Origin of the sequence: Rhizobium sp. SG570 (genome assembly GCF_012275345.1) — a bacterium.
In the GTDB taxonomy this organism is placed as follows: Bacteria; Pseudomonadota; Alphaproteobacteria; order Rhizobiales; family Rhizobiaceae; genus Rhizobium; species Rhizobium lusitanum.
Genome location: NZ_JAAZQI010000034.1, coordinates 1 through 17,454, shown reverse-complemented (window position 1 = coordinate 17,454; position 17,454 = coordinate 1). Strand labels below are relative to the sequence as shown.

Here is a 17,454-nt window from a genome sequence, read left to right as displayed (position 1 = left end):
TCAGGCATCCTTGATCGCAGCGCGTATTCTGACGTAGGTGCAGCACCGGCATATATTGCCGGACATGGCAGCGTCGATTTCCGCATCGTCGGGCGCCGAGTCTCGTGACAGAAGGGCAGCGGCCGCCATAATCTGACCCGACTGACAGTATCCGCACTGGACGACCTCGTGTCTCAACCATGCGTCCTGGATACGCCGACCGGTCTCTGTCTCGGCCACGCCTTCAATCGTAGTTATGTTTCCCTGGATGTCGCCGATCGGAAGCACACAAGAGCGTACGGGCTTTCCATCGAGGTGGACGGTGCATGCTCCACATTGCCCCACACCACATCCGAATTTAGTTCCCGTCATTCCCAGAAGGTCGCGTAGCGCCCACAGCAGCGGCATATCCAAAGGACCATCCAACTCAATGCGCTTGCCGTTTATAGTGGCTGGTATTGACATATACGGTTCCTCTTGAGCGCAACTCAACGCCTGCGATTGTTAATTCTCCATGCCGATTTATGTAGAGATACGCGACGCTAAGAGGCTTTATACCCTTCGCGTAATGTTAGCGGCTGCTTCGGGCGCCCGCGAGTTAAGGCTGGTTATTTGGTGGGAAATCATGTTCAGCTTACGAGCGCCATATCTACCCGCTGCCGCAGAAGCGAGTTGGCCGCTCGTAGGTCGGCGGTCTCGAAACCGTCCTGAAAACTCCGGACGACTTCCGCAAGGTTGCTGAAACCTTCTTCGGTCGTTTTGAGACCCATCGACCTGTCGGCGTTTATCCGGGCAAGATGCAGTCGAAGCTCCCACCCCAGCGCCGAGGTTCTTCGTGCAATTGCCGTACCATCGTTTAAAAGGCGATGTACCGCATTGAAGTTCGAGTGTGGCGACGAAAGAAGGATCATAGCCTTCGTTCGTAAAAGCTCCGGCAGGAGGTAGGTTCCCCCAGCGCGTTCGCATAGACCCAATGCGGTATCGATGGCCGAAATCGCTTCGGTATGCTCGCCAGCGATGGAAAGTCCCTCTGCAAGGGCACGAAGGGACCCGAATATCATACTCTGAAAACCAATCGAACTCACGGATCGCAGCTTCCCTCGCAACAGATCAATACTCTGTTCCGCTTCGCCACGAAGGACAAGAAGTTGGCCGCGCACCGCCATGCCAGCGTCATGGTATCCGGACAGATTGCCATTTGTCGCCGTCAGTTCAGCCAGTTCATCGGTCAGGATATCTGCTCGATCTAGCTCGCCGCTGTACAGGAAAATGAATATGCCCATAAGCAGGCTCAAACATAAGGCGGCCGGTTGGCTTCTTGCCTCCCCGATAGCACTTTCGGCCATCTGCAACGCTGTTTCCGGGGAGCCTCGGAGCCAGGTCACGCGCGCTTGGGCGATCTTCGCTAACGCAAGATGGGCCTGCTCGAAGTACCCCAATCTCGACGGAGAAAATCCGGTGGTTCGCGCGAGGCTATAATTGTAAGTGGCTGCAGCCTCCAATTGCTCTCCGAGCATATGGTACACTGTTCCCAGCATCCAGCCCGCCACAATATTGTCGTTCGAACCACCGTGACGACCGACCTTGTGAGCGTAGGCTTCTGCAACGTTGAAGCCAGAACGGAAATCCCCCTGCTTCAGATGGTACAACCCCAATCCCGCCAGCAGATGAGCTTCTATACGGTAGTTTTTGAGGCGACGACTGAGCTCCAGTCCGACATCGAATAAGCTCGCAACCCCCGTATCGCCGCCATGCCCAAAGAGCGTTGCGATCGTGAGGCTCTCCAGAAGCTTGAGGTGCAGCTCCGTGTTTTGATGTTTGGACGGCAAAAGCTCTAACGCGCGTTGGCACCATCTTCTACACTCATCGAACTGCATCGAATCCTGGAAGGTTTCGAGCAGGAGACAGCATGTCTCTACTCCGATCTCGGCGTCTCCGCCTTCGGAGAAGGCCCACTCGAGCGCAGCGCGTACATTTCCAATGTCGAAGTCGTGAAGCGACGTGTTTTTATCCGATCCGCTCTCGCGAGCCCGCATTCTTCTTAGGTAAAAAAGGGCATGTCTTCGCTGGGTTTCGTGCCGCTTGGGTTCGTGCGCCAGCTTGAAGGCCGCGTATGTTCTGACCATCTCCCGTAGTTTCAGCGCGCTGGTTGTCTGATCCACTCCCGCCGACGACACCATGGATTTGTCGACCAGCTCACTTATCGCCACTGAAACATCCGCGTCACTTATTCCGGATCCAGCAACGACATCCGTCGCCGCATCTATCGTGAATTCGCCGGCGAACACAGATAGCCTGTTCAAGACGGTTTGCGTTTGCTTCGACAGCAGAACATAGCTCCAGTCAAGCAGTGATTGAACGGTTTGGTGCCGAGGTGTCGCGTCCCTGTCGCCACGCCAACGGAGCGTCAATTGATTATCCAACAGCTCCAATACTCCGTCCAATCCATAAATACCAACGCGGCTGGCCACCAGTTCTATCGCGAGGGGATTACCGTCCAACCGCCGGCAGATAGCAGCGACGATGGCCGCGTCCTCGTCACAGAGGGCCGCTTTATGGCCACCGTCTACGGCTCGGCTCATGAAAAGCTCAACCGATGGCCACGCCAGAGCGTGGTTCGCGGTCATCCGTCCCGTATTGGGAGGAGTTCCCAGGGGCCGCAATAGATACACCGCCTCCCCCGTGACCCGCAGCGCCTCGATGCTCGTCGCAAGCACATGCGTGGAAAGTGAATGTTTCAAGACGAACGAAACCGCATCGGCAACCCCGTTGATGACATGCTCACAATTGTCGACGATCAAAAGGCTTCGCCTTTTAGAAAGCCATGTAACCGCGTCACGAAGCGGATCTCTGCTTCGCACACTTGGATTGACCGATGATGCGATAGCGGCCGCGACTAGAGCATCATCCGTGATAACACTGAGATCCACGAACCTGATCTCATCGAAGTTCGGGAGGCTGCGCGCCAAGACTGTGGCAAGGGTGGTTTTACCGACCCCACCCGGTCCAACTACCGTGACTAATCGGCGCTCCTGGACTGCACGCTCCAACTCTTCAAGATTGGAAGCACGACCCAAGAACTTGTCCGAGCGAAACGCGATCGGAACCTTGATCTCGGGTCGGATAAGGGCGGAATCCCCGAAAGCTGCGTCATCGGAGAGGTTGTCGGAACGCGCGGAGGGTACGTCCTGTTGCATTTCGACAGGCATCACGAAGCTGTAGCCCCTGCCCGCGATGCTGGCAATATATCGGTCGCCGTTGACGCCGCAACCTAACTTACGGCGAAGGTGGGCCATCTGGACACGTACATTGGAGTCTTCAACACTCAGACCGGCCCAAGCGCGAGCCATCAGTTCGCGTCTTGAAAGGATCTCACCTTGTTTGTTGACGAGTGCGACCAACATATCGAAAGCGCGGCTGCCGATGGGCAGCTCACACCCGCCCCGCTCGAGTATCCGCGAGATCGGATTAAGGCTGAAAGGGCCAAATTTGAAAACCGCGTTCACGACACGCCCCCTTGTGTGACCGCAATCGCTTGGCGATCGAGGCCCTGCACACTTGTCCCGGTGTCGGCAGTCTACAGGATGTGAGAAAGGCGGGGGGTAAAAACAGGTAAATAATAGTAGCCGCTGCCGCCGTGAGAACTAAACGCCGACGGTTCGGGAGGTAACTTTCCCTGCGTGGACACGATTTCGTCTGTTTAACGCTCTTTTACCGTGTTTTACGCACGTCTCCCAAGTCAACCTGATAATTTGCCTGTCATTGATCGCCCGTTCGTGATCGGTAGGCTGGTGGGTCAGAGGACACGATATGACAAAGGTTAAGGTTTACGCGGTTCTCACGGCAAAACCGGGGAAAGAGTTAGAATTGGAAGACTTGCTAAGAGGCATGGCTGCACCTTCACGGGCAGAGAAAGGTAACTTGCGCTATGATCTTTGGCGAGACACCGCGCAGCCGAGGCGTTTCATCTTGGACGAGATGTACGTCGACGCGGAGGCTAACTCCTCTCACCGCGAAACTCCTCATTTTCAAAACTACGTAGGCAAGATCAGCGAACTCGCGGATCGATTCGTTTATACCGTGATAGCCGTCGACGTGATTGACGTACGAGGGTGAGATTCACTGCTTTTTACAACGCTTAATTACTCTCGATCGCGATACGGCGCGAAGATGACGCATCCAACGACAGATACGGGTCCGAAACACTTTTCCACCCCCCATTAAGGATGCGACCGATGCTCGACAAAGCCTATCACGCTCAATGCGCCGCGGTTAACGTTCATTCCTCCGATCCCGTGGCGCGCGGGCGATGCCGCCTGACACTGCTGTCGCTGGCTTTGGGAAGTTTCTGCATAGGCACCTCCGAATTCGCCAGCATGGGTATCCTCCAACTGTTTTCCGAAAGCCTTGGAATAAGCATTCCTAATGCGACGAACGCCGTGACTGCCTACGCTTTCGGAGTGGTCATCGGTGCTCCCCTTGTCACGCTGGCGGCTGCACGATTGAACCGTCGCACCCTGCTTCTCATGCTCATGGCGCAGTTCGTATTGGGGAATGTGCTGTCCGGATTGGCGGAGAACCTGGAGATGTTCGCACTCGCTCGATTCATCAGCGGCATGCCCCAAGGTGCTTATTTCGGGTCAGGAGCGGTTGTAGCCACCTATGTCTACGGCCCTGGCCATACCGGCAAGGCTTTCGCTCTGGTGATGATGGGACTGACCATAGCAACCATCGTCGGCTCGCCGCTCGCGACGCTCCTCGGCCAGACGGTCGGCTGGCGAAACACCTATTTTACGGTGTCGGGCCTCGGCGTGCTATCGTTCCTGGCGCTCATGGCGTTCGTGCCGAAAACTGCCGCTCTCAACGGTAGCTCGGTCATACAGGAGCTTAGCGCTCTGCGTAAGGGACCGGTATGGATGACCATGCTTGTGGCCGCTCTCGGCGTTGCGAGCATATTTGCGATCTACACTTTCGTAGGACCGTTGATCACGGATGTCGCCATGCTGGAAGCAGGATGGATCCCGATCGCACTTGCAGTTTTTGGAATCGGAATGACTGCAGGCAACTTTCTCGGCGGTCGTCTCGCCGACGCGTATCCCGCACGTGGTCTAATGCTCGGATTCGGGGTAGCGGTCGTCGTACTCGCAGCACTGGCCACCTTCGGGTTCAAGCTTCCCGTCCTATTCGCCGGCTTTTTCCTGGTCGGCGCAACGATGTTCACCGCGATACCGACTATCCAGGTCAGACTGACTAAATTCGCTCCCGAAGCGCCCACCCTTGTCGGCGCGATGAATTTGGCGGCACTTAACCTGTCCAATGCGATCGGGGCATGGTCGGGCGGCCTCGCGATTGCGAGCGGCTTCGGCATTCTCTCCGCTGCTTGGGCGGGTTTTTGCCTCACGCTCGCCGGTCTCGTCATCTTCACCGTGACGTTGACTCACCGCCCACGTCTGGCAACCGCTTAGACCGTCACACATCGCGGTACTTCGGTGCGTAAGGGCAAACGTACGGCAAGAGGAAGCCGTGTTGGGAGCAGCAACAATGTCCAAGCCAAAGCTTTTCACGCCGATAAAGATAAAGGGCCTCACATTGGCCAATCGGATTGTCATTGCGCCAATGTGTCAGTACTCCGCCGAAGAAGGGAACATGAACGAATGGCACCTGATACATCTGGGCAAGCTTTCCCTGTCGGGCGCGGCGCTCTTGACGATCGAGGCGACTGCCGTTCTCCCGGAGGGCAGGATTACCTATGGAGATCTCGGCCTCTACAACGATCAGAATTACGCGGCTATGAGTTTAACCCTCGAAAGCATCCGGCGATGGTCGGACATGCCTATCGCAATTCAGCTCAGTCACGCCGGCAGGAAGGCCTCGACCGAGGTACCCTGGAAAGGTGGCAGCCAGTTTGCGCCAACTGACGGACTCGGCTGGCAAACATATGGCCCATCGGCGATATCCTACAATGCTGACCAACTGCCACCCGTCGCTTTGGATAAAGAGCGACTGAAACGCGTTCGCGATGCATTTGGAACTGCCGCGGCGCGAGCCGACAAACTCGGCATCGACATCGTGCAACTTCATGCCGCACACGGCTATCTGCTTCATCAGTTTTTGTCACCGTTAGCCAATCAACGCACCGACGAATACGGCGGGAGCCTCGAGAACCGCATGCGCTTTCCCTTGGAAGTTTTCGATACGGTCAGGGCGGCATTCCATCAGAAGCCGGTTTCAGTGCGCATCTCTGCGACGGACTGGGTTCAGGGAGGCCTGACGCTTGAAGAGTCACTCGTGTTCGCACAAGAACTCGAAAAGCACGGCGCTGGGGCGATACATGTGTCCAGTGGAGGCCTCCATCCCGCGCAGAAGATCGCGGTAGGGCCTAGCTACCAGGTCCCGTTGGCACGCGAGGTACGGAAGGCCATTGGCATCCCCGTCGTCGCGGTCGGCTTAATCACCGGCTACGACCAAGCCGAAGCGATTGTCGGCACTGGTGATGCCGACATGGTAGCCCTGGCGAGAACTATTCTATTCGAGCCGAACTGGCCATGGCATGCTGCGGCGGAGCTGGGGGGTAAAGTTCGTGTGCCAAAGCAGTATCTTCGCTCGCAGCCCAATCGCTATCGCGAGTTATTCGAGACGGAATAACACGCAGCCCTCCTTGGAGCAATCAACGTACTAAGGATATTGGATGTCCGGCATTGCAATTCCCGCTTCAATCGAAAACGCGCCCCGGATATCCAAGCTAACTTGAAGGCGATCGAGCGCCGGTTCGGTAAAGTGCTAAACTTCTATCGCATTATGGCATTGAGCTCGCAGGCGCGGAAGGACATCTCGGAATGTTCGACGCTTTAGAAAAGGGGGAAGCTTTCTCATTAGACGCGCAACCATATTGCGCTAGCAATAACCGAAATAGACAGTCGCTAATATTGCCTGTCCGCGCACATGCAACCGTTTCGTCTGCTGCAATGCTGATACGTTACCGAGGTAAAGCTGCAACTGAGGGTCTCGACGAGTTCAGGGCATCCGGATATGGAGACGACGAGATACTCGAGATAATCCTCAACGTCGCTCTCAACACTTGGACTGATTATCTTAACAACACCGCTGACACCGACATCGACTCCCGATCGTCAAAGCCGACCCGTCACACCTAAGAGCTACCTAGGGCATCGTAAACGCCTAGAGAATGGCAGGGCATTGGTTGGATTGTTCACTTCAAGTGAGCACGATCCGATGTCCGCGAGTCATGCGCGGCGGCAATGTCCGTACTTCCGCTGCTGTCGCAGCGATCGCTGATGTCCTTCAGCTCCGCCAAAGCCAGTTCGGGACTGCCGATTTTCCTCGCGAGCTTGACGCGGCTCGTTGCGGCGCGCAGCGCAAAACCGAGAGCGCCACTTTTACGACCCAGGTTTATAGCCTGTTGAAAACGCCGTTCCGCTGCGTCCGCGTCTCCATCCCGCCAGCACACCAGACCCTGAAGGTGCAGAAATTCGGCGTCGCACCATTTGTCTCCGCGCTGCCGACTATACTGCACGCCCTCGTCGATGCTCTGGCGAGCAACCGCCACTCGATCGTGGGAAAGCGCCGCGTGAGCTAGCATCACATACCGTAGGGGTAAATGGATGAGAAAATTGCACTCGCGAATGGCGACGATTGCGTCCCTTAAGCGCTGGACCGCCTCCCGTTCTCCACGTGCGGCATCTATCGCCGCCTGATGAAAGCGGGCAAATGGCGGCCATGTGTCGATCTGGCGGGTCTTGAGGCGTTCGGCCAACATCGAGGCTCGCTCCTGCGCTAAATCAATTCGCCCGCATAGCAACGCTATGGGCGTGGCCGCGACTGCAAGCGAATGCGCGCAAGACAAGTCGTGGTTCAAAGTCAGCGCGGCGTTCAGTGCTTCCTCCGCAATCTCAAGTGCACGCCTATGCTGGCCGACCACCCAAGTAGACATCGAAAGATGGTTTCGGAAATTAACGAACCTGTCGATCTGGAACTTCGAGGTCTGACCACGATTGCCGAAAGTTGCATGCTCGCGTGCCAGACGCTCAAGACCGGCATGTCCGGATTTGATGTTGCCTCGGTAGAATTCGCAGGTAAACATTTCCCGATCGACATTGGGAGCTGCGGAATAATCGTCTACGGACGCCATGTAGTGGCGGAGATCGGCAATTGTCTCAAACGCCCTTTGATGAAAGCCCATGGCGGTCTGGACGATTGCCAGGCCCATCTTCGTTCGAAGACAGTATTCGACGCTTCCTGCTTGTAAAGCGAGCTTGAAACCCTTCATCCAAGTTGCTTCAAGTTCGTCGCTGAAAGGGTAACGATAACAGAGGTTCCAACCGTGGGCCGCAACCAGCTTCATGCGAAGCACAAGGTGATCACCAGATAGGTTGTCTAGAGCCGACAGCGCCTGTTCGACGCGTGACCCGCTTTCCCCCACCGTCGAGAATTCTACCCAGAACGGCAAAGCAGCAACGGTCAGCCGTACCGCAAGTTCGGCCTGTCCATCCGAGCGATAGGCCCAATCGATCATGCGACGGAGGTCTGCGCTCCAACCACCATAGAGCGCCGTCCAGTCTTCGCGCGGCCGCCATGTCCATTCCTCTTCTGCTCTTTCGAACAATGCGAGAATGAAGCGGCCATACGCGATCATCGCAGCGTGTTGCTCGCCCTGCGCGATCAGCCGTTCGTTAGCGAAGCTTCGGGTACTGTCGAGCAACCGGTATCGACGACGCCTCCCCGTGTAATCGACTGACACCATGGATTTGACCGCAAGGGCTTCCAGCCACCCGGCGACGTCTTGCTCATTCGCCAGATGGCCGAAGGCGTCGATGACATCGTCGAGCGCAAAAGTGCCACCGAAAGTGGAAAGGTGACGGAGTAGCCGCGCCTCATTATTTGAAAGCAGCTGATAACTCCAATTAAGTGTCGCCGTCAGCGTCTTGTGTCTGTACGTGCCGCCCCCGCGAGATGCTAGCGATTCGAAGTCACGTTCGAGCATTTGTAGCAACTCTGCAGGACCGCTTTCCGCGAGTTGGGGAGCCGCCAGTTCGATCGCCAGCGCAATGCCATCGAGGCGACGGCTCAAATTCGCGAGCGCCGGAACATCTGCATCCTTCATTCGATAGCCATGTGTCTCCGCACGTCGAATCAACAATTCGATCGCCGAAAAGGCGATTGCCGACCCGGCATCCAAAATAGCGCCCTGGGGCGGACACCGAAGGGGGGGAAGCCGATGGACTGTCTCAAACCTGCATCTTAACGGCTCGCGGCTTGTCGCAATGACATTCAGCCGGTGCAATGCGTGGTTCAGATGATCCGTTATGCTGGTCACGTTCGCTAAGACGTGCTCGCAATTATCGAGGATCAGAAGCTGGTCCCGATCGCGCAATGCGTCAACAAGGCCTTCCAGCGCATCGATCGGTTTGCTGTCGATGCCAAGCGCACGGGTGATGGCCACGGCGACAAGCTGTCCATTATCAATCGCGGCTAGGTCAACAAAGCAGACGGCTTGGTACTCGGTATCGGCGACATGTCTTGCGGCTGCGATAGCGATGCTTGTCTTGCCGACGCCGGCCGGCCCGACGATCGTCAGCAGCCGGGTTTGGCGCAACGCCTCGACTATCCCCGCCAGCGCATCAGCGCGTCCGACCAGCGGCTTTGACAGCGGAAGCACCCCGTCAATCCCCTTGATCGACGCGGGAAGCGTTGCCTCCCGCGGACCCAGCACCGTCAGCGGTGCAACGAAGCGATACCCCCGGCCAGGGACCGTCGCTATGCAGGGAATATCAGAGCCGTTGGCCTGCAGCGCACGGCGCAGTGCACCAATGTTGACCTTGAGATTGCTTTCGTCGACGAACAGATTGGGCCACGCCGCCTTAAAAAGCTCCTCCTTGCTGACCACCTGGCCTGGCCGACGCACGAGCGCATGAAGCAAATCCATTGCGCGCGATCCGACACGGATGGGGATATCATCGCAAAGCAACGATTGACGAGCGGGCGTGAACCGGCAGTTGCCGAAGCAATAGGTCATGGCATTGATCACATCATGCTCATACACACTCTCACTCCTTTCGCGGCTGCACTTTTGAGAGCGCTGTCTTCGGAAATACGCGCCTTGTCGGAGACAGTCACTGAGCGACCCCAGCCCCGTCCTTGCCGTTAGCCTTATACCAGCAGATTCACATTTTTTAACCGATCAAGATAGCGGGCTAAGGCGCGTTGACAGACGTCAGCCTTGGGCAAGGTTTCCCGTTTGAGATTGTCCTTGTTCGACGGGAGGTCTTGATGCTGCGGTTTGTTCTTCGGGATGATCAGTGGAAACGTCTAAAGGGCCTGCTGCCCGCCAAGGACAACGATTCCGGGCGCTCTGCCTACGATATCGTCTTTTCCTTGAGGCGATCTTGTGGAAGGTGCGCCGTGGTGCGATCTGCCGGATGAGTTCGGTCCATGGAACTCTGTGTTCAAGCGGTTCTGTCGACGGGCTCAGAGGGGCGTGTTCGAACGGATTTTCAATGTCTTGTCAGGCGAGCCGGATTTCGAATACGCGATGATCGATGGCATGATCATCCGCGTTCATCAGCACGGCAAAAAGGGGTCTTGTCATCAGGCCATCGGACGCTCGCGCGGCGGCTTCGCGCGTCAGGAAGGCGCGGTGCTACGAGGTCAACGAACCGCTTCGCGTCGCGCATGGACTACCCGTTGCCACAGGATCGGTCGGGGCGCGACAATAGCGATGAAACAGAAGTTCAACACCTGTACTTCGATCTCGTCTATTCCAGCGGTGCATGGCCCACGCGTGTCTAGGGTATCGAAAGGATAATGCCGATCATCATTCTTGCTCTTGAACAGAATCGAACCAGCGACCACTCCCTTGCCAACTACCTAAAATCCCGCGTCTTCACCTTGATCGCATCCAAGTGCAGATAGGGGTCGACGATATCGCGCGCCCGCGGCCCCTTCGGAAACCCGCGCGGATCGGGTGTCGGCGACCCATGATGAAACTCATCCCCGCGCCCATGCGGAAGCGGAAAGACAGCATCACGATCCCCAACGCTTGCCAGCTCCCCTGACAGATCCGTCAGCCGATGTGCCACCAGATGCACGACCTCCCCTTCCCGCTGGATGCGGCCATAGACCCCGATCATACCGGCGCCGAGCACAACACGGCGATACTTTTCAAAGGTCTTTAGCCAGACGACGAGGTTGGCAATGCCGGTCTCATCTTCGATGGTGATGAACATCACCCCCTTGGCGGAACCGGGCCGCTGGCGAACGAGCACGAGGCCGGCGGCCTCGAGCCATGTGCCATCGCGGGCCTGCATCGCATCGCGGCAGGCAACGATACGGCGTTTGGTCAGATCTGCGCGCAGGAACGAGAGGGGATGGCTGCGCAGGGTCAGTCCGACGTGGCCGTAATCCTCGACCACCTCACCGCCTGATGTCATCGGTCTCAATGCCACTGTTGGCTCATCAAGCTCTGCCACGGTCTCGTTTTCGCGGGCGGACGCGGCCGCAAACAGCGGTAGCGGTTCATCGCGCAACGCCTTGATCGCCCAGAGCGCCTCGCGCCGGACAAGTTTCAGGGATGGCTGGAAGGCATCGGCTTCAGCAAGTTCAACCAATGAGGCGGCCGGCACGCCGGCGCGGCGCCAGAGATCATCGACCGAGGCGAAGGGTTGATCGGCCCGTGCCGCAACGATTGCCGCAGCATCGGCATTGGCGAGCCCCTTGACCATCCGCATGCCAAGGCGGACCGCAAACCGCTCTTCGTCACCCGTCCGCTCGAGTGTGCAATCCCAGCGGCTGGCGTTGACGCAGACCGGGCGCACCTCGACCCTGTGATCGCGCGCATCGCGAACGATCTGGGCCGGCGCGTAAAAACCCATCGGCTGGGCATTGAGGAGGGCTGCGCAGAAGACATCGGGATGCCAGCATTTCAGCCAGGAGGAGGCATAGGCGATGAGCGCGAAGGAGGCGGCATGGCTTTCCGGGAAGCCGTAGCTGCCAAACCCTTCGAGCTGCTTGAAGGTCTTTTCGGCAAACTCCTGCTCATAGCCGTTCGCCACCATGCCGGAGATGAGTTTCTGGCCGAACTTGGAAACGCCGCCAGTATGCTTGAAGGTCGCCATGGCCCGGCGTAGCTGATCGGCCTCGCCCGGCGTGAAGCCGGCGCACTCGATCGCCACTCGCATCGCCTGTTCCTGGAAGAGCGGCACGCCGAGCGTCTTGCCAAGCACCTTCTCCAGTTCGGGCTTGGGATAGACGACCTTCTCCTTTCCCTCGCGGCGGCGGAGATAGGGATGCACCATGTCGCCCTGGATTGGGCCGGGACGGACGATTGCCACCTCGATGACGAGATCATAGAAGGTGCGCGGCTTGATCCGCGGCAGCATCGACATCTGCGCCCGGCTTTCGATCTGGAAAGTGCCGAGCGTGTCGGCCCTCCTGATCATCGCATAGGTGCGCGGGTCTTCTGGCGGGATGGTGGCAAGATCGAGAGCGATGCCCTTGTGCTCGGCGAGTAGGTTAAAACCCCGCTTCATGCAGGAGAGCATGCCGAGCGCCAGGCAGTCGACCTTCATGAACTTCAGAATGTCGATATCGTCCTTGTCCCACTCGATCACCTGCCGATCGGGCATCGCCGCCGGCTCGATCGGCACAAGCTCGTCGAGGCGGTCACGGGTCAGCACAAAGCCGCCCGGGTGCTGGGAGAGATGACGTGGTGCGCCCATCAACTGTCGGGCAAGTTCTAGCGTCAGGCGCAGGCGGCGATCGTCGAGGTTCATGTTGAGCTCTTCGGCATGCTGTTCGCCAACGTCCTCGCCCCAGCCCCAGACATTCGAGGAGAGCATCTTTGTCATGTCCTCCGGCAGGCCGAGCGCCTTGCCGACATCGCGCACTGCTCCCTTCGAGCGGTAGCGAATGACGGTCGAACAGAGGGCGGCATGGTCGCGACCATAGGTCTCGAATACCCATTGCATGACAATCTCGCGCCGCTCGTGCTCGAAATCGACATCGATGTCAGGTGGCTCGCGTCGCTCCTCGGAGACGAAACGCTCGAAGAGCAGGTCGTTGATATCGGGATCGATCGAGGTGATGCCAAGGACATAGCAGACGGAGGAATTGGCAGCCGATCCCCTGCCCTGGCAGAGAATGTCTTTTGAGCGGGCAAAACGGACGATCGAATTCACCGTCAGGAAGTATGGCGCATATGCCAGTCTCTCGATCAGCCGCAGCTCGTGCTCGAGGTTTTTCCGCACCTTGTCCGGCAATCCCTCAGGATAACGCCATTTGGCTCCTTCCCAGGTCAGTTGCGCCAAAGTCTGCTGCGGCGTCAGCTCCGGATGGGCGCGCTCCTCCGGATATTGATAGGCGAGCTCGTCGAGCGAGAAGCGACAGCGCTCCATGATCTCGATGGTTCGGGCAAGCGCTTCCGGGTAGCGGGAGAACAGCCGCGCCATTTCTTCCGGCGGCTTCAGATAGCGGTCGGCATGCCGTTCCCGCCGAAAGCCGGCATCGTCGATGGTGACGTTGTGGCGAATACAGGTGACGACATCCTGCAGGATGCGCCGCTCCGGCACATGAAACAGCACGTCATTGGTGACGACGGTCGCAACACCCATGGCCACCGCCATGTTCGACAGCTCGTGCAAACGCATCTGGTCATTCGGCCGCCGGCGCAGCGTCAGCGCCAGATAGGCGCGATCGCCAAAAGCCTCGCGCAGGCGACGCAGCTTGAGAGCGCAGGTCTCGTCGGCCTGGTCGGGCAGGAAGACCGCAATCAGCCCCTCGCCATAGGCAACGAGGTCAGCCCAGTCGAGCCGGCATTTCGCCTTGCCGGCGCGTTTCTTGCCAAGCGACAGCAGCCGGCAAAGCCTGGCATAGGCGGGCCGGTCCGTGGGATAGATCAGCACCGATAGGCCACCCTCGAGATCAAGGCGGCAGCCGACGATCAGCCGGACGCCGGTATCCTTGGCCGCCTGATGGGCGCGGACAATGCCGGCGAGACTGTTGCGATCGACGATCGCCAGGGCCTCGATGCCAAGGCTTGCTGCTTGCGCGAACAGCTCCTCACAGGAGGAGGCGCCGCGCAGGAAGGAAAAATGCGAGGTCACCTGCAGTTCGGTATATCTCGGGCTTGTCATCCGAATATCCCATGCAGGAACCATTGGTGACTGCCGGTCTCCCCATGCTCGCCGTCGCCAGATCGAAAAATCCAGTAACGCTCGCCGGCATCGTCCTCGACCTGGAAATAATCACGCACGGCTGCCAATTCCGCGTCGCGCTTCCACCACTCGCCGAAGACGCGCTCCGGCCCATCGGCGCGTTTGACCCGCCGGCGGATGCCGCGCCAGGTGAAGTTGACCGGCGGATGATCCGGCAACAGCGCCATGGTCTCGATCCGTTCGGGATGCGGCAGCAGCCGGGCTGGCCGTGGCCAATGATCCGGCCAGGTCTCACCATTGTCCGGCGTCATCGGTGCCACGCGCGCAACGGAGCGCTCCGGCACATCGCTGGCAACAGGCGCAAGGCGATAGAGCCGCCGCTCGCCGATGCGGTTGCCGAGGATGTCGATCAGGCCGGACACGTCGGCTTGCGGGTCCTCGACCAGCGAGGAGATCACCTGGCGTTCGATCAGCGGTTCGGCATGGGTCGCCGTCAACGACATGATCTCGATACCGAAACCGGGATCGATGGTTTCGATCCGATCGGTGAGCAGCCGCGTCAGTCGCCTGACGTCACGGATCGGTGTCGCGTTCCCGGCGCGGATGGCCTGATAGGAGCTGTCGACCCGTTGAAACAGCAGATCGACGCGGCGGGCGCCGAGACCTTTTTCTTCCAGCGCGCGACAGAGCTGGTCCACCAGCTTGGCGGCATAGCGCGCGATCGTCTCAGGTGCGGCGATCGGCTCGCCGAAGGAGCGGCGGACTTCAACCAGTTCCGGCGTGCGCACCGGATCGATCGGCTCGGCCCCCCGCCCCATCACTTGGTCGAGACGGCGACCGAGCTCCGGCCCGAAGCGAAGGGCCAGCGGCGCACGCGGCTGGCTGGCCAGCTCGCCGATCGTGTTGAAGCCGAGAACGCGAAGACCGGCGACGATGGCCGGATCGAGGCGAAGTGCTGCGATCGGCAGATTTTTGACAGCGTCGGACTGAGCACCCGGCGAAACGACAAGCGTCGGATCTGCCAGAAACCGGGCACAGGCATGGGCAGCACCCCAGCTGTCGGCGACCGCCGCCCGCGCGAAAATGCCGGAGGCGAAGAAGCGGTTGACCATGCCGGACAGCATCAGTGCCTCGCCGCCATGCAGATGATCGGCGTCTGTGGTGTCGATCACCAGACCGTCGGGTGGATCGGCGGCAACGATCGGCGCATAGCGCTGCAAGGCCCAGAGCGCCAGGCGGTCGAGTGCCACGGCGTCGGCGGTGGGATCGGCATCCATGACGACGAGGCCGGTGACGAGTGCCTGCGCCTTGGTCGCCGGCATGCCAATGCGCAAGCCGGCGGCAATCGCAGCCGCGTTCGCCGCAAGGACGACGCGGCGGCGCTGCTCGCGGCCGATCAGCACGAGCGGCGTCTCAGGCGGAGGCGCTGCGTCGCCCAGTGTCCGTCTGAGGCGATCCGTGGACCAGCTCGGAAGGAAGAGCGATACGACCCTTGGCATCAGGGGCCTCCACTTCAAAATCGGCACTGTCTCCGGCGCGACATCGGATGAGTTCCAGCAGCCAGCGCGGCCGACCAACGCCTGGAACCGGCAAGGGGGAGGATGGCAAGACAGATACCCGCCAGCGCGTCACGGATGCCGTCGGCTGACCGAAGTCGGACGCCTCGGTCTGCCGGCGCCAACGGCGAACGGCAATGCCGATGGTGCCGGAACGTTCGGCGGCGAGCTGCAGCCGGCGTGAGGCGGTCATCGACAGTCGCGCCAGCTCGCCGACGACGACACCGAGGCCACCGTGTCGCAAGCCTTCTTCCATGCAGGAGAGCAATGATTTCTCGTCGCCGGCCTCGACATAGATGACACGGCCGGGCAAAAGCCCCACCTGGGCCAGCGCCGGCGCGAACAGGTCCGGCCGTGTGACGCACCAGAGCACCTGGCCTTTCGAGCGAGCCGCGATCGCCGCTGCAAACAGGGCTGCTGCCGCGCCGTCGATGGCGCCGTTGCCACCGCCGGCGACTTCATGCAGGGCTGCGAGCGCCAGCCCTCCTCCCGGCAGCCGGCTGTCGATGTCCGCTACGCCGAACGGCAAAACCTCGCGCACTCGGCCGCTTGGACCTTCGAGCCGCTGGATGCGGTCGCGAAGCTCGGCAACGACGGAACTGACGGCAGGTTCGGGCATTTTGGACAGATGGGCTCCTCAGGGCTTTGCAATATTGCGCTTGGCTGGTATGTTCTCTATTTGTTCCCTCTTGGGTCATGAGTCAATCAGGATGGCAAAAGAGTGGTCGGTAGCAGCGATCCGGGAGCAGGCAAGGTCGGCGTCTTCGCGCAGATCTATGGACAATCCCGAAGGCGCGACACATCCATCCCGAAGCTGGTATGAATAGGCTGGGATGGAGAGGCAGGAGAATTGGGGTTTGTGCAATCTGTACAATGTCACGACGACGCGCGAGGCCGTGATGCAGTTCACCAAGGCGTTCAGCGACAAGGCCGGCTGGAACGAGCCCTCGCTCGACGTTTACCCTGGCTACCAGGCGCCGATTGTCCGCGTCGGCGAAGACGGGCAGCGCGAAATCGCGCGTGTCACCTGGGGCATGCCGTCGCCACCGGCCTATGTGAAGAACTACGATCCGGGTGTCACCAATATTCGCAATGTCGGCTCGCCACACTGGCGCCGCTGGCTCGGCCCGACGAGCCGCTGCGTCGTCCCGTTCACCTCTTTCGCGGAGCCGGATCCCGCGAGCAAGGTTCCCGGCGGCAGGATCCCGAACGCCTGGTTTGCCGGTAACAAGGATCGGCCTTTGATGTTTTTCGCGGGCTTCTGGACGCCTTGGAAGGGTATTCGTAAGGTCAGGGATGGCGAGCGGGAATATGAGCTGTTCGGGTTTCTGACGACATCGCCGAATGAGATCGTCGCTCCTGTTCATTTGAAGGCCATGCCGGCGATCCTGACGACACCGGAAGAAGTCGACCTGTGGCTCACCGGATCCTGGGACGAGGTCAAGCACCTGCAGCGTCCTCTTCCCGGAAACATGCTTGTCATCGTCGAACCGCCTGCTCCGTCTCCGGAAGAAGGGCTGCTGTTGTGACATATCGTTTGCGTCAGCGGCAGCTGAACCAGACTGTCACCCAGAATGTGAACCAGCCGCAGACCTCCGCACTGTGAACTTGGCCATGGAAACTTCCGGTACCTCGCGCAAAATCGTCCACATCGATATGGATGGTGCGCCGTGAAGGCGCGAGAGAGGTGAAATATGACCTAGACATCATCTCTTACGCTCGCTGATTTCCGACCGACGGCTGAAATGCCG

10 protein-coding genes and 1 pseudogene are annotated in these 17,454 nt (G+C 59.2%); 5 read left to right on the top strand and 6 right to left on the bottom strand.

The annotated features are described in order from the left end of the window. Nucleotides 1-444 (bottom strand): (2Fe-2S)-binding protein, encoded by a 444-nt coding sequence (locus tag FHT28_RS34290; protein ID WP_168598692.1) that lies wholly within the window; start codon nt 442-444, stop codon nt 1-3. 164 nt (nt 445-608) lie between these two features. Further along, nucleotides 609-3,485, bottom strand: a complete 2,877-nt coding sequence (locus FHT28_RS34285) for a winged helix-turn-helix domain-containing protein (RefSeq protein ID WP_168598691.1) — start codon at nt 3,483-3,485, stop codon at nt 609-611. Nucleotides 3,486-3,789: 304 nt separating this feature from the next. Between FHT28_RS34285 and FHT28_RS34280 the strand changes: the two genes are divergently transcribed. The 3 genes from FHT28_RS34280 to FHT28_RS34270 all read left to right on the top strand — a co-directional run bounded on the left by FHT28_RS34280 (nt 3,790) and on the right by FHT28_RS34270 (nt 6,624). Further along, complete coding sequence (locus FHT28_RS34280; protein ID WP_168598690.1) at nt 3,790-4,095, top strand: putative quinol monooxygenase; 306 nt, start codon at nt 3,790-3,792, stop codon at nt 4,093-4,095. A 119-nt stretch (nt 4,096-4,214) separates the two neighbouring features. After that, complete coding sequence (locus FHT28_RS34275; protein WP_168598689.1) at nt 4,215-5,444, top strand: MFS transporter; 1,230 nt, start codon at nt 4,215-4,217, stop codon at nt 5,442-5,444. Nucleotides 5,445-5,520: 76 nt separating this feature from the next. Further along, nucleotides 5,521-6,624 (top strand): NADH:flavin oxidoreductase/NADH oxidase, encoded by a 1,104-nt coding sequence (locus FHT28_RS34270; protein ID WP_168598688.1) that lies wholly within the window; start codon nt 5,521-5,523, stop codon nt 6,622-6,624. A 565-nt stretch (nt 6,625-7,189) separates the two neighbouring features. On the opposite strand, the gene FHT28_RS34265 is transcribed toward FHT28_RS34270, so the two are convergent. Next, complete coding sequence (locus FHT28_RS34265; RefSeq protein WP_348645057.1) at nt 7,190-10,039, bottom strand: winged helix-turn-helix domain-containing protein; 2,850 nt, start codon at nt 10,037-10,039, stop codon at nt 7,190-7,192. Between the two features lie 227 nt (nt 10,040-10,266). Here FHT28_RS34265 and FHT28_RS36595 point away from each other — a divergent pair. Beyond that, nucleotides 10,267-10,612: pseudogene (locus tag FHT28_RS36595) on the top strand (transposase); the annotation flags it as partial. A 247-nt stretch (nt 10,613-10,859) separates the two neighbouring features. Here FHT28_RS36595 and FHT28_RS34255 read toward each other — a convergent pair. From FHT28_RS34255 to FHT28_RS34245, 3 genes are read right to left on the bottom strand one after another with little or no spacing between them, the layout of a single operon-like run. Continuing rightward, nucleotides 10,860-14,126 (bottom strand): error-prone DNA polymerase, encoded by a 3,267-nt coding sequence (locus FHT28_RS34255; RefSeq protein ID WP_168598686.1) that lies wholly within the window; start codon nt 14,124-14,126, stop codon nt 10,860-10,862. Further along, nucleotides 14,123-15,646: a DNA polymerase Y family protein gene (locus FHT28_RS34250; RefSeq protein WP_168598685.1), complete on the bottom strand. Its 1,524-nt coding sequence runs from the start codon at nt 15,644-15,646 to the stop codon at nt 14,123-14,125. Before FHT28_RS34250 ends, FHT28_RS34255 begins: the two co-directional genes overlap by 4 nt. Continuing rightward, nucleotides 15,561-16,322, bottom strand: coding sequence for an ImuA family protein (locus tag FHT28_RS34245; protein WP_168598684.1), 762 nt, complete (start codon nt 16,320-16,322; stop codon nt 15,561-15,563). The genes FHT28_RS34250 and FHT28_RS34245 overlap by 86 nt, the downstream gene beginning before the upstream one ends. Nucleotides 16,323-16,560: 238 nt before the next feature. Here FHT28_RS34245 and FHT28_RS34240 point away from each other — a divergent pair, with 238 nt between their 5' ends. Continuing rightward, nucleotides 16,561-17,232, top strand: coding sequence for an SOS response-associated peptidase (locus tag FHT28_RS34240; protein ID WP_168598683.1), 672 nt, complete (start codon nt 16,561-16,563; stop codon nt 17,230-17,232). The last annotated feature ends 222 nt before the right edge of the window (nt 17,233-17,454 follow it).

Coding starts and splice junctions, on each gene's coding strand:
- FHT28_RS34290 (WP_168598692.1), bottom strand. CDS start 444: ATGTCAATACCAGCCACTATAAACGGCAAGCGCATTGAGTTGGATGGT.
- FHT28_RS34280 (WP_168598690.1), top strand. CDS start 3,790: ATGACAAAGGTTAAGGTTTACGCGGTTCTCACGGCAAAACCGGGGAAA.
- FHT28_RS34275 (WP_168598689.1), top strand. CDS start 4,215: ATGCTCGACAAAGCCTATCACGCTCAATGCGCCGCGGTTAACGTTCAT.
- FHT28_RS34270 (WP_168598688.1), top strand. CDS start 5,521: ATGTCCAAGCCAAAGCTTTTCACGCCGATAAAGATAAAGGGCCTCACA.
- FHT28_RS34255 (WP_168598686.1), bottom strand. CDS start 14,126: ATGACAAGCCCGAGATATACCGAACTGCAGGTGACCTCGCATTTTTCC.
- FHT28_RS34250 (WP_168598685.1), bottom strand. CDS start 15,646: ATGCCAAGGGTCGTATCGCTCTTCCTTCCGAGCTGGTCCACGGATCGC.
- FHT28_RS34245 (WP_168598684.1), bottom strand. CDS start 16,322: ATGCCCGAACCTGCCGTCAGTTCCGTCGTTGCCGAGCTTCGCGACCGC.